At 56.2% G+C, this 12,887-nt stretch carries 9 protein-coding genes; 8 read left to right on the top strand and 1 reads right to left on the bottom strand.

Annotation, left to right across the window (positions count from 1 at the left end; all coding sequences use genetic code 11):
• Positions 1 to 42 precede the first annotated feature (42 nt).
• Positions 43 to 378, bottom strand: a complete 336-nt coding sequence (locus WBG83_RS14815) for a winged helix-turn-helix transcriptional regulator (RefSeq protein WP_336745906.1) — start codon at positions 376 to 378, stop codon at positions 43 to 45.
• A gap of 374 nt (positions 379 to 752) precedes the next feature.
• Here WBG83_RS14815 and WBG83_RS14820 point away from each other — a divergent pair, with 374 nt between their 5' ends.
• From WBG83_RS14820 to WBG83_RS14855, 8 genes are all read left to right on the top strand, one after another.
• On the top strand, positions 753 to 1,493 hold the full coding sequence (locus WBG83_RS14820; RefSeq protein ID WP_336745907.1) for a GTP cyclohydrolase II: 741 nt from the start codon (positions 753 to 755) through the stop codon (positions 1,491 to 1,493).
• A gap of 546 nt (positions 1,494 to 2,039) precedes the next feature.
• On the top strand, positions 2,040 to 2,918 hold the full coding sequence (locus tag WBG83_RS14825; protein WP_336745908.1) for a sensor histidine kinase: 879 nt from the start codon (positions 2,040 to 2,042) through the stop codon (positions 2,916 to 2,918).
• A gap of 183 nt (positions 2,919 to 3,101) precedes the next feature.
• The gene (locus tag WBG83_RS14830; protein WP_336745909.1) at positions 3,102 to 4,205 is read left to right on the top strand and encodes a sucrase ferredoxin; all 1,104 of its coding nucleotides are present in this window, start codon (positions 3,102 to 3,104) and stop codon (positions 4,203 to 4,205) included.
• A gap of 310 nt (positions 4,206 to 4,515) precedes the next feature.
• Positions 4,516 to 5,172, top strand: a complete 657-nt coding sequence (locus WBG83_RS14835) for a response regulator transcription factor (protein ID WP_336745910.1) — start codon at positions 4,516 to 4,518, stop codon at positions 5,170 to 5,172.
• Positions 5,173 to 5,289: 117 nt separating this feature from the next.
• Positions 5,290 to 6,339, top strand: coding sequence for a DUF4198 domain-containing protein (locus tag WBG83_RS14840; RefSeq protein ID WP_336745911.1), 1,050 nt, complete (start codon positions 5,290 to 5,292; stop codon positions 6,337 to 6,339).
• Positions 6,340 to 6,385: 46 nt separating this feature from the next.
• A complete protein-coding gene (locus WBG83_RS14845) occupies positions 6,386 to 8,038 on the top strand; it encodes a CopD family protein (RefSeq protein ID WP_336745912.1) in 1,653 nt (550 codons plus the stop codon).
• Between the two features lie 208 nt (positions 8,039 to 8,246).
• Positions 8,247 to 9,380 (top strand): acyltransferase family protein, encoded by a 1,134-nt coding sequence (locus tag WBG83_RS14850; RefSeq protein WP_336745913.1) that lies wholly within the window; start codon positions 8,247 to 8,249, stop codon positions 9,378 to 9,380.
• 400 nt (positions 9,381 to 9,780) lie between these two features.
• Complete coding sequence (locus tag WBG83_RS14855) at positions 9,781 to 12,879, top strand: BTAD domain-containing putative transcriptional regulator (RefSeq protein WP_336745915.1); 3,099 nt, start codon at positions 9,781 to 9,783, stop codon at positions 12,877 to 12,879.
• The last annotated feature ends 8 nt before the right edge of the window (positions 12,880 to 12,887 follow it).

Here is a 12,887-nt window from a genome sequence, read left to right on the forward strand (position 1 = left end):
GGGGTAGAAGCAAAGCTGCAAAAAAACAACCCGGACAACATGCTATGCATGGGGCTCGGGTTGTTCTTTTATGTGGATCCATACGGAGGACCAGGCTTGAATCTCGCGGACAACCGGAGCCAGCGCCAGACCTTTTTCCGTTAAGGAATATTCGATTCGGACCGGGGTTTCGGGGAATACCTCCCGCTTGACGATGCCTTCGTGCTCCAGGTCCTTCAGCCTCTCTGACAGCAGCCTGCCGCTAATCGGGAGGGCGGACTCGATCGCGCAGAAGCGTTGGGGGCCAGGAAGCAGCTGATAGATGATGAGCCCGGCCCAGCGCTTGCTGAGAAGGGTCATGGCTTTTTCCAATTTGGGACACAGGGATGGGGGGTTCATTCACGTTCACCTCAGATTCGTTACTGCAGGCAGCGAGCCGTACCAATTAACTGTATTATAGCATAGTGCAGATAAAATTACTTGACGTAATTTAATTATGAAATTATATTTACTTATGTAAAGTAAGTATTGGAAGGGCTAGCTAAAGTCCGTGCACCAACCATTAGTTAGGTCAGATAGTAGAGGTTTTCCTGGCTCCGGCCGGTATAGAATGCTCTTATCGCGCTGATAGCAGCTTGACCGGTTCATTGGGCCTGCCTGCTGTCAGCTTATGACGAAATAATGGGAGGATCGCTTCCGCTGCATGGGTGCTGCGGCTGCTGCGCACATTAATCATCAATGGCGATCATTGTACCGGAATTGGGGGAAGCAGAATGGCTCTAGTGCAGAATAACATTGTAACTATTTTACAGGATAAAATAAAGATGATCGAGACCGAAGAAGGCGCGCTTTATTTGGTGGGCCCGATTCAGCTGCCGGTCGCGCTGGACGGTGAAACCATCGTCTTTAACTGGTATTGCTGGCTGCGGTGCAAGGAAGTGACGGATAGCCTGGAGCGCATGATCGATAAGCTGTCAAGCATTAATTTGGCCGAGATGCAGCAATCCAGCGTACTCGTCTACGGGGATTTCGCAGATAGTCCCGAAGCCTGGATTCGGATGCACAGCATCTGCCACACAGGCGATATTTTTGGCAGCAAACGCTGCGATTGCGGCTACCAGCTCCACCAATCGATGAAAATGATCGCTTCACACGGCTCCGGCGCGCTGTTTTATTTGGCGAACCATGAAGGCCGCGGGATCGGCTTGTTCAGCAAAGCGATGGCTTATTTGCTTCAGGAAGAGGGCTACGATACGGTGGAAGCGAACCTGAATCTGGGGTTCCAGGATGACGCCCGAAACTACGGAGATGCCATTCGGGTGCTTCAATCGCTCCGCACCAATCCGGTGAAGCTGATTACGAATAATCCGAAAAAGCTGGACGCGCTGCAGCAGGCGGGAATGAACGTGAGCGGGCGTATTGCTCTGTGGGGGGATGTTTCCCAATATAATGAACGGTATTTGCAAACCAAAATCAATCGCTCCGGCCATCTGGCCGGCTGCCCGAATGAATAAGCAGACATCCTGCTTCGACACTCAATGATACCGCCCCCGAATCCAAGGATCGGTGGACCGCTTGCCATAGACGGACTCTTTTGGAAAAAAGGGTCCTCTGTCTGCGGTTCAGCCCGAGACGAGCTTCGGGGGCGGTTTGTTTGTTTATTTTGCCGCGGGCTCTGTTTACTATGTCTTGAAGCCTCAAATGTGCATTTGATGTCGGGCACCTGCTGCTCCTGCTGCCATGGTCGCTCGGCTGGGTGCCGACGGTCAACGTGCTGCCGTTGGTAAGGATGAGCAAATCGGCGGAGCTGTTATTTCTGCAATCGGCAAGCACACTCTAACAGGGTGTACGCAATCGCCGTACCGATAGCCGTCAGTGTGGCCGGAGGATGGGAGAGTCTGACCACCGTTATATGATGCCAAACACGCCGGGAGCCTTGTTCGGTGCTCAAGAAACGGAGTGCGTCCTTTTGTTTCCTTTCCGGGTACGGAAGCAGTACAATATTTTTATGCAAATGCAATCAGGGCTTCCGTGTCAGCGATTCGGACAGCGAAGGAGACATGAACGTGACGTACAGGCAAATTAAATGGCTGATTTTAATTATTCCGACGTTGACAATCGGTTTATGGGAATATGTGCGGCATCAGTTTTTGCTGCCGGTGCTGTCTATGGAGGCAGGGAATTTGCTGGCGCCTGTCATTGTGTTTGTCGTTACGATGACATTTTTGCGGGCCTTGTTCATTATTTTGGAGCAAATTCAGGAGGAGCTGCACGGGGAGCGCTCCGATAAAGCCGCGCTGATGGAACGGGAACGGATGGCCAGGGAGCTGCACGACGGTATTGCCCAGTCGTTGTTTCTGTTATCCGTTCAGGCCGATGGGCTGGAGCATGACGCCGCCGCCGGTCATGTGGATGCCGGAGAAGTGCGGCAGCTGCGCAAGACCGTGACAGAGGTGAATGATTATGTGCGCCATGCGATTGCCAGCCTTCGTTTGCCGGTTGTTCCGGAGGGGCTGCCTTGGACGGAGTCGGTGCGGCAGCTGGTGGAGGATCTTGCCGCCGAGACGGGACTCGAGGCGGAGTGCCGGTGGGAGCTACCGGAGGATAAGCTGTCATCGAAAGAAAAGGTAGAGCTGTACGCCTGCCTGAGAGAAGCGCTGGTCAATGTGCGCAAGCATGCCAAGGCCCGGCACGTTCGTCTGAGCGGGGAGGCTGCTTCCGGCGGCGGATGGCAGTGCAGGGTCGAGGATGACGGCATTGGATTCCCGCCGGGCAATCGGGCTGAAGCGGCAGGGACCGTGTATGATCCGCAGGAACTGCGCCCGGATCGTTATGGGCTGCGTATTATGCGGGAGCGGGCCGCCGAGATGGGCTGGAGCCTGCAGCTGGAGCGGCGGGAGGGCTGGTCAAGCGTTGTTATTGTCAAAAAAACCGGCTAACGAAGGGGGATGGTCGAGGGCATGGTTGCTCCGCAAGGGGCCGAGCAGTCGTTGACGGCTGAGCGCTTTGTCAGGTACTGGCCCATCGCGCAGCGGTATCATTCCGGATTTAAAAATTGACAGTTTTTTTGAGAATTATTATCATGTATGGAGAATTGGAAAAAGATGAAGGAGGCCGCTTTGATGAAGGAACCCCTATTGCCGGATGAGCTGTGCTCCGTGGTTTCTCTTGCGGCGCAGGAAGACCCTTGTGGAACGGCAGTGGCTCATGAAAGGTATGTATTGATCGAAGTGCCGCTGCCGTGGGAAAACGATTTAACGGCATCGCGTTACTTCCCGGCTGTGCTGAAGGACGCGCTCCAGCAGGCCAAGGAACGCGGTATTACGTTTCGGCTGCTGGGCTTTGCGCCGGAGAAGGAGCAGTCTAGTCCGCCGGGCCTGCGGCGGATCCAGTTGTACACTAGGCCTGCGGCGCCGTTTGCCGAATATCTCCGGGAAGAGTTCGTGATGCCGGAGGAGAAGCTGGGCGCGCTGATTGCTGCGGCGTTCGGGCTGCAGCCGCAAGCGGTAGCCGCAGAAGCCGCAAGCGGCCGTGAAGCTGCTGCTCCGGCGGGCGGAGCTGCATCCGGCTGCAGCGGCGAGCAGAACGGCGAAGCCGGTACAGCCGGGGCGGCTGCGGGAGCTTCGCCGTCGCTGGCGCCTTTCGCCGCTTACGCCTGCAGCAGCGACGGCATCCGCGACCTGTTCGTTTGTACGCACGGCACCTACGACATCTGCTGCGGCAAGCTTGGCTACCCGGTGTACCAAGCCTTGCGGTCTTCGCACGAAGCCGGCAGCGAAGGGCGTCTGCGCGTGTGGCGGGTCAATCATATCGGCGGGCATCGGCTGGCGCCGACGCTGGTTGATTTTCCGAGCGGCCGCTATTGGGGGCCGCTGCAGCTGGACTCGCTGGATGAGCTTGTGAACCAGCGGGGAGACGCTGCTGCGCTGTACCGGCAATACCGCGGCTGGGGCGGGCTGCAGCCGCATGAGCAGCGTGTGGATCGGGAAATTTGGCAGCGGGAAGGCTGGGAATGGATGAGTTATGAACGCTTTGGCACGTCCAGGCAGCAGGAGGACGGCACCACGCACGTACAAATTCATTTCCGCAGGCCCGGCAGCGCAAGCGATGAAGCATATGAGGCGTATGTACGGGAAACGGGCGAGATTACGATAACAGGCTGTCACATGAAGGAAGCCTTGAAGTGCAAGCAATACGAGGTATTCGGACTTGTAAAGTTATGTTAGAACACGGTTGTCAGACGAGGCGGCCGGCCACGGGGAAGCCCGGAGGCCGGACGTTTTTTTGTGTGAATAGAAAGAGTATCACGCGGGTTGTTCCGATTGCCGGGACGTTCCGGCCCGGAGACACCATGCACGGCTCACGGTCCATTGATTTTCAACTCGCAGTCAGAGAGGCCATACGTGACAGCAGCCAACCACGGGCACAGCTAGGGCTACCCGATTTTTGCATGGCTGATTCGGGCCATTCGCTGTGGTCCGGTCCTATGGTACAATGGGGACAAGACGATTCCGGGCAGAATGCGGAGGTGCCAAGATGAGCGAGACAGTGGAACGGCCGATTCGGGTGCTAATTGTGGATGATCATGCTCATGCCAGACAAGGCGTGCGGCAGCTGTTGCGCCGTGATGCGATGTTTGAGGTGATTGGCGAAGCGTCAAGCGGCGAACAGGCACTTGAGCTGACGGCGGAGTGGATGCCGGACATGATTTTGATGGATATTAATATGCCTCAGATGGATGGCTTGGAGACGACCCGGCGTGTCAAAGAGCGGTATCCGTATGTCAAGATTGTTATGCTCACCGTATCGGATGACATTATGCATTTGTTCGAGGCGCTCAAGCGGGGGGCGCAGGGCTATTTGTTGAAAAACCTGGACCCGTCGGCATGGCATGAATACCTGCGGGCCATTGCAATGGATGAAGCGCCGATGTCGCGCGAGCTGGCACACCGCATCTTGACCGAATTCAAGCATGGCGAGCAGCGGAGTCCATCACGCCCCAGCCCGCTTACAGCGCGGGAGCAGGAGATTCTGGAGTGGGTGGCTCGCGGCAAATCCAACAGGGAGCTGGCGGAGCAGCTGAGTATTTCGGAGAATACGGTCAAGAACCATCTGAAGAACATTATGCAGAAGCTCCATTTGGAAAACCGTGTTCAATTGACACGTTATGCGTATGAGCAGGGCTGGGTATAACAGCGGCTTCTGGATTGGGAGTTGGCGTGGAGCGAAGGCTGCGGAGGGTGTGGAGCGGCTGCGATAACAGCAAGGACAGCAGAGAACCAAGCAAGACGCGAAAGGAAGGCGGATGGGATGAAAAAGCTCGTAAGTTTGACCGTTATCGGTCTCCTGGCAGCCGGCTTGACTGTACCCGCACGTGCGGAAATTGGCTGGTCGCAAACCAATGCGCCCATTACGGCTCCTGGTGAAGTGACGTATGTCGATTTGCAGCTTGGCGATGATTCCTCAGCCGGCTATCGAATGGGAGGCGAGTGGGAACCCCGGAGCAGCAAGGTGATGGTGCTTCATCCGACAGGGGCAGCAACGGATATTTCAGATACGCTGTTTTCCTCCGGCAGTCTCGGGGGCTCGTCTGCCGCCGGCGGATACATCGCTTCTTTTAATGCCTCTGCGGTAGGGGCATATGTGATCAGCGCAGAGGAGGAGCGCATCACGGAGCGTGGCGGACAGGCTGTCCGTACGCTTCGCAGCGCCAAGTCGTTCACGGCGGTAGGGGATATTCCTACCTGGCAGCGGGTGAAGAGCCTGAACGGATTCAATCGTCCCGTCAGCGCGGACCGGGCGGAGCTAATCCCCTTCTTTAATCCGGCCGCAGTGACGCCGAATGAAGCGGTCGAGGTGCAGCTGCTGGTCAAGGACAAGCCGCTGGCCGATACCGGTGTGAAGCTGATCCGGCGCAGCACCTCGGATGAGCAGCTGCTGACCACGGACGGACAGGGCGTGGTCCGATTTATGACCGGGCCTGCGGATTATTATTTGCTCTATGCCCAATATGAAACCGGGGAAAAGGAAGACGGACGCTATGAGGCAACCCGTTATGATGCGGCGATGACGTTTACTGTGCAGCGTGGGATTCAATGGCTCCCGGCCAAGCATCCGGAGGCGCTGCCTGTGACCTGCGTGGACGGTAAAGACGTAGGGGCAAGCGGGCTTCAGCGGTCTGCGGACGGTACGCTGCTTGTGGACAGCGCATTTATTCGGGAGGCTGTCAATAGCGGGTTTAAGGAAAAAGGACTGGTCGGGCTGCGAGCTGCGGTGGAGGGCAGTGGCGGAAGGGTGGAATATTTGGCCCCGGTTGGCGATATGAATGCAGCAGTCTATATTTACACCCCGAATAAGTAAACGATAGACAAGTACAGCCGGAAGGCGCGGATAAGGATGTGGGGCTTTGAATAAACGACGCTTCATGCGGCAGGCCTTTTTCCTGCTGGCGGCTGTCTGCATCGGCAGCGGTCTGCTGGCGCCGCCGGTCCAGGCGTTCAGCCCGGCACAGGCCGGAAGGATGGATGGGGATATTGGCGTCCGAGTGGCGGAGGCGATGGCGCTGACAGAGCCCGCAGCCGGAGCGGGAACGCCCCTGGCGGCAGGGCAAAGCGGCAGCAGTGTACCGAATCATAAGCATCATGGGGGAGTGGGCGATCCAGACCCTTCGGGCGGCATGGGTATTGAAGGGTCTGGAATATCAGGAACTGCAGGAACAACAGGAACAACAGGAACAACAGGAACGGAACATCAGCACGAAGATCCTGCCCCTGGCACAAGCGCGGAGTCGCTGCTTCGCCTGGTCGCTCTGGTCATGGTGATCGTACTAGGGGGCTTGCTTACGTTCCGTCATGTGATGTGGGGCGGGGAAGCGGAGGCGATTCCCTCCTGGAGTACCAGGCAGGCTGAGCGCGGTCTGCTGCTGAGTGGCATCCTTGTGTTTGCCGCGACCGGCGCGGGGAGCCTGTGGCTGCTGGGCAGTCAATTAAGCGCCGGCTCAGCCGGGAGTCCCGGACCGGGCCACTACACCCTCAAGCTGCTGAGCGGAACGCTTGCTGGCGCGGTTGCCTGGCTCCGGCCGTTCATAACGGCGCTTCTGCTGGTGCTTGCCTATGCTCCTGAGCCGGCGGCGCAGCAGGCCGGAGCAGCAGCCGCTGCAGGCCGGATACTCACCGCAGCGCGGATGCTGCTGCTCGGCGGCCTGCTGTTGACCTTTGCCTGGAGCGGTCCTGCGGCCTCAGCAGCCAGCGCCAGCGCTGCTCTTGTGCCAGCGCTGGCCCATACACTGCATCTGGGAGCGGCCGCCGTCTGGATCGGCGGCCTGACCGGCATCTCGATGCTGTCGTATTCATTGGTGCAGAGTACGGCTGCACTGCTGACGATGCAGCGGCTGTTAAGCCGCTTTGCAGCTGTGGCCCTGCCTGTGCTGCTGCTTGCTGGATTGAGCGGCCTGCTGCTGTCGGTCGTCCGTATTCGCGCATCGGACGGGGAGCTGTTAGCGTCTACATACGGGCAGCTCCTGCTCTGGAAGGTGCTGCTGGTCGGGGCGGCAGCCGGTCTGGGTGCGTTTCACCGCTACAGCCTTATGCCGCGCTTGCTCCGGCTGCAGGCCGGGGGCGGTACGGCTGACCGTCAGGTGGTGCACGGCTTGTTTCTAAGTATCCGGCTGGAGCTTCTGCTGGCCGCGATGATTATCGGGTTCGGTGCCTTCCTGGCACCGAGCGCAGCCGTAAACCAGCGAAGCGGGGCTCCGGAGATGTCCCTTCAGGTACTGACGATCGGGCTTCAGACAGAGCCGCAAACCATTCGAAGCGGGCAGCCGGTAGAGCTAAGCGCGTCTGTGCAGGAAGGAAGCGGCGGGGTTGCAAACGCCAAGGTAGAGCTGGAGCTGTGGCCGGAAGGCGGGAAGCACGAAACAATACCGGCTGCGGAGCGGCAGACGGGCGTCTATGCGGCAGCCCATAGATTTACCGTGCCGGGGACGTATGAGGTGCTGGTTCATGTAACGACCGGACGCACACATCAAATGATAACGGAGCGGCTGACCGTCCTGCCTTAATCAGTGCTGGCTTCGATAGAAGCCATATCGTGCCAGTAGTAAGCAGGGGGCATGTGGTTGACCAACCTCATGCGACGCCACACCGCACGCTGGGAGCTGCGCGTAGTGCGAGTGTTATCGGCAATTCATTCGAGCAGGAAGAGTCTTCTATTCCTGTTCTTTTTATGATACCATTGATACAAAATGTATCTAAAATGAGGTGTAAAGCATGTCGACCCCAACTACAGGAGCCAGATATTACGAGCTGGATTCGATTCGGGGCATTGCAGCCATCATTGTTCTGCTCTTTCATTGCTATCAATTGCTGGGTCTTCCAGAGGGCATCAAGAATGTTATCGCGGCAACCCCGCTGCGCCTGCTCATCTCCGGCCACCAGTCCGTCATCCTTTTTTTTCTTCTTAGCGGCTTTGTGCTGTCTCTGCCGTTTAACCGGGAGAAGAAGCCGGGCTACAGCGTTTATGTCCTCAAGCGTGTATGCCGGATATACATTCCGTATCTGGTCGCGGTGGCCGTCGGGTTCGCAGCGAGGACGCTGTTTAATGCCGGCGCGGTTCCGGGACTGTGGAACAATCCTGTGGACGGCAAGGTCATTCTCCAGCATGTGCTGCTGGTCGGGGAGTTTAATCAGAACTATTTTGACCCGGTCATCTGGTCTCTTGTTCATGAAATGCGGATTTCCCTGGTGTTTCCGGTTCTGGTGTATGTAATGAATCGCTTCGGCTGGAAGGTCAGTCTTCCGGCTACTCTGCTGCTCTCATTCACAGGGATGGTGCTGCTTCGATACCATTCCTCGGTGGACTATTTCACCAACCACTTCGACACCCTCCATTATGCAGGCATCTTCATCCTGGGGGCGCTGACAGCCAAATACAAGCCGGTGCTGCTGCAGCTGCTTGAACGCAGCCGGATGAAGCATGTGCTGCTGGTACTGGCGTTCGGGATGTATTTGTACGGTGCCGAATATGCAGCGGCGTATGGCATTTTTGGCTCCCGGATCGGGGATTTGGCTGTGGCGTGCTGCGGCATTCTGTTCATGCTGTTTATTTTCTCCAGTCCGACTCTCACCTCCGTGCTCCGCTGCCGGCCGCTTCAATTCGCGGGCCAGCTGTCGTACAGCTTGTATTTGTATCATCTGATTATTATCTTAGCTCTGGTCAATCGGATGGGGCACTGGAATGGTGCGGCGCTGCTGCTGCTTACCCTGCTGTTGTCTGTGCTGGCGGCCGTTCTTGGCTATCATCTCGTTGAAAAGCCGTCGATACGGCTCGGCGCATATTTGACCGCCCCCCGTCATGCTGCTCCCGCAGCGGTTCAGCCGGACGGGGGGCGGCCCAGCAGCTGACGGCTACGCCTTCCTATCCATCGCACATGCGCAGCTCTAAGCGAGCGGCGCAGTGCTGCGTGCTGGAGGTCAATCATTACCCCTTGTGGAAAAAACAGCCGCTCCCGGACAGATTTGCTCCCGGGTTGCGGTTGCTTTTGTTTTAGGGACGGCTTGGTTAAATTCTCCGTGCGCCGGGCAGAAAGCCGCGGCCAGGCGGGCTGTAACAAGAAGGGCGAAATGGTTGGCTTGCGAATTTAACAGCAGCATCAGCACCAAGCGTGTAGGATTATGGCTAATATTGTCGAAATAGTAATGAATCGAAATCGACTGCCGGTGTAAGCGGGTGATACAGCACGGAAATGAAGGCTGTCTTCGAAACGGTCGAGTGGACATAGAATGAATCGTGGAGGGTTGCCTGTTGATTGTTCAAACGAAGCTATACATTCCCCATGTACGTAACCCTCTAGTGCCCCGGCCAAGGTTGATACGCAAACTCAACGAGGGGCTGGGAGCCAAGCTGACGCTGATTACTGCCTCGGCTGGGTACGGGAAGACGACAGCATTAAGCGAATGGGCGAGACAAAGCGACGCCCAGGTGGCATGGGTATCGCTGGATAAGCAGGACGATGCATGGTTTCCGTTTTGGAGCTGTGTAGCCGCTTCGATTCAGGAGGAGCTTCCCGGTTTCGCCCAAACGGTTCGGCCGCTTCTGGAACAAGGGCCCTTGGCGAATTCCGTGTCCTTGGAGCCTGCAATCTCGGCCATGCTGAATGCCCTGAATGAGCAAGCCGGCGAACTGGCGATCGTTCTAGACGACTATCACCTTATCGAGCATCCCGATATTCAGAAGTCGTTGGCCTACTTGTTGGAGCATCTGCCTGCTCACATCCATCTCTATATCGCGAGCCGTAACGAGCTAGCCATTCCTACCGCCAGGCTGATGGCCAAAGGTGAAATGCGGCGAATTACGGCACAGGATTTGCGGTTTCATCCGGAAGAAGGGGTCATCTTCTTCCGCGATACGACGGATTTGCCGCTATCCAGGGAGCAAATCGCGGAGCTGTTCGAGCAGACGGAGGGCTGGATTAGCGGATTGCAGCTTGCAGCACTCACGCTGAAGGACAGCGGCAACATTGCGGAATCCATAAGGCAGTTCAACGGCCATCAGCATCATATTGCCGATTATTTGCTTGAGGAGGTATTCCGTGATTTACCGGAAGAAATGAAAGCTTTTTTGCTCCGAACCTCTATTTTAAGCCGCATGAATGATTCCCTCTGTCAAGCCGTTACGGGGTATTCGTATTGTCAGACGTACTTGGAAAAGCTGGAGCAGTTGAATTTGTTTACGATTCCGCTGGACGCTCAAAGGCAGTGGTACCGGTATCATCATTTGCTGTCCGATTTTTTGCAGGAGCAGTTTGCCAGATCGGCTCCGGAGCTATGGGTGCAAGCCCATGTTCATGCAGCGCGGTGGCAGGAGTCTCAGGGCTTCGAGGAGGAGGCTGCCGAGCACTACTTGAAAGGGCGTCAGTACGATGACGTCGTGCGAGTAATCGAAAAGAATCTTCGGGATTTCTTGCATAAAAAGGTTGAAAAAGTAAGTCAATGGGTTTTGCAGGTGCCGGAAAGCTTCCTCTCGAAGCGGCCGATGGTCGAAATGTTCTATTTCTCTCTGCTCATTGGCATTCGGCAATGGGAAGCCGCCATTCAAAAAATAGAGCAGGCTGAAGCCCGCTATGAAGCCATGCGCGGGAGCATGGACGACGCGGAATGGAAGCAGATGATGGGCAACCTGTACTTTTTGTGTGCGAGTGCGAGTTATTTTCAAAAGGATTTGGATCGCATCTCGAAATATTTCGAGCTGTCGGAGCGCGTTGCCCCGGAAGGCCGTCTCTTTGAATCCATGGGGGACAACAAATATTACGGTTACGATGAATTCGATGACCATATGTCCTATATTAACGATTATCATGCGGCCGCCGCATTTATGATCAGGTGGATTCAGCATTGGGGACATCATACAGCTCATCCGTCTGCCGTGATTTTTCATGCTTCTTACAGCATGGTGCTGTACGAATGGAACTGTTTGGAGGAAGCCGAAGCTCTTATCGATCGGGTGTTGAAGCCGAGTGGCAAGAAATACAATCCGCGGAGCCTGCTGCAGCTGTACGTCAGCGCTTCGCGAATTCAGCAAGCGTTGGGCAATCCGGTCCGGGCGCTGGAGCTGCTGGAGGAGCTGAAATTGCGGATCGAATCGCCGGATTATGAACGGTTTTTGCGGAAGATTGAAGCGGAGCAGGCTTGCTTGGCTGTACGGCAAGGTTCCATGTCCTATGCGCTGCAATGGTTGGCACGGTGTGAGATAGCATCGGAGGATGAAGTATCGCTGAATGGCGTGACAGAGTATATGGCATTGGCAAGGGTACTTGCCGCATGTGGGCGTACTGAGGAAGCACTATCGTTATCGGAATGCTTGCAAAGGTTGTTCTGGAAGGAGGATCGTCTTCGGGATCGCATCAAAATGGTGATCCTGCAAAGCGTGACGTTGTATCGCGCCAGCCAAACGCAGGAAGCGCTCCGTAGGCTGGAAACCGCTTTGCGCTTGGCCCAGCCGGAAGGATTCCTGCGCAGCTTCGCGGATGAAGGCCAGGTCATGGCGGAGATGTTGTCCGCCTATCTGGGAACGTACCCGGACCGCGGTTCCGGGCGTGCCCCCTCTGTTTTACAGGATTATGCCAATCGCTTGCTTCAGGTTCTGGAATTTACGAAAGAGCCGTTGCCGAAAACGACGAGTGTCCAGATACGCTGCTTTGGCCGATTCCATGTCCTTACGGGACAAGCAGATACGGATGAAATCCAGTGGCGCACCTCCAAAACCAAGGAGCTTATGGCTTACCTGATCCACCACCGGGGAGAACCGATCGACAAGTATCGAATCATAGATGCTTTATGGAGCGATTACGATGCAAAACGGGCCGTCGCGCAGTTAAACACGACGGCATACTATCTTCGGAAGCATCTGGAAACGGCCGGGATCAAGGGAATCGTCCAATACGCCAAAGGCTACTATAGGCTGGACATGAACCGGCTGGACAATGATTATGATTCGTTTCGTCGGCTGGTCTCCAGCGGGATTCCGATCGCGACCGAGGAAGTCAGAGCCTATGAACAAGCGCTGGCGAGTGTCTATCGGACGGGCTACATGGAAGACGTCGCCTTTTCATGGGCTGAACAGGCGCGGGTTCGTCTGGAAAGCGAATATGTAGGCCTACTGCTTCAGATCCATGAGCATTACGTACAGGAGCGGGCATTCCTGGCCGCCGCTGATGTCTTGAAACGGGCGCTTGCATGTGATCCTTTTAACGAAAGCCTGCATACGATGCTGATTCGCGTCTATGTGCTTGCTGACGATCGCGTCTCAGCGAAAAAGCATTATGATTGGCTGCATGGCATGCTTCGCACCGAGTTTGGAGTAGAGATCGGGAGAGCTGCAAAACAATTGCTGCAAATCCAGTAGGTTTCAAA

This window comes from Paenibacillus sp. y28, assembly GCF_037137075.1.
In the GTDB taxonomy this organism is placed as follows: Bacteria; Bacillota; Bacilli; order Paenibacillales; family NBRC-103111; genus JBBBNV01.

Bases quoted from the DNA above. Each gene is read 5' to 3' on its own strand.
- WBG83_RS14815 (WP_336745906.1), bottom strand. From the start codon at position 378: ATGAACCCCCCATCCCTGTGTCCCAAATTGGAAAAAGCCATGACCCTT.
- WBG83_RS14835 (WP_336745910.1), top strand. From the start codon at position 4,516: ATGAGCGAGACAGTGGAACGGCCGATTCGGGTGCTAATTGTGGATGAT.
- WBG83_RS14850 (WP_336745913.1), top strand. From the start codon at position 8,247: ATGTCGACCCCAACTACAGGAGCCAGATATTACGAGCTGGATTCGATT.
- WBG83_RS14820 (WP_336745907.1), top strand. From the start codon at position 753: ATGGCTCTAGTGCAGAATAACATTGTAACTATTTTACAGGATAAAATA.
- WBG83_RS14825 (WP_336745908.1), top strand. From the start codon at position 2,040: ATGAACGTGACGTACAGGCAAATTAAATGGCTGATTTTAATTATTCCG.
- WBG83_RS14840 (WP_336745911.1), top strand. From the start codon at position 5,290: ATGAAAAAGCTCGTAAGTTTGACCGTTATCGGTCTCCTGGCAGCCGGC.
- WBG83_RS14830 (WP_336745909.1), top strand. From the start codon at position 3,102: ATGAAGGAACCCCTATTGCCGGATGAGCTGTGCTCCGTGGTTTCTCTT.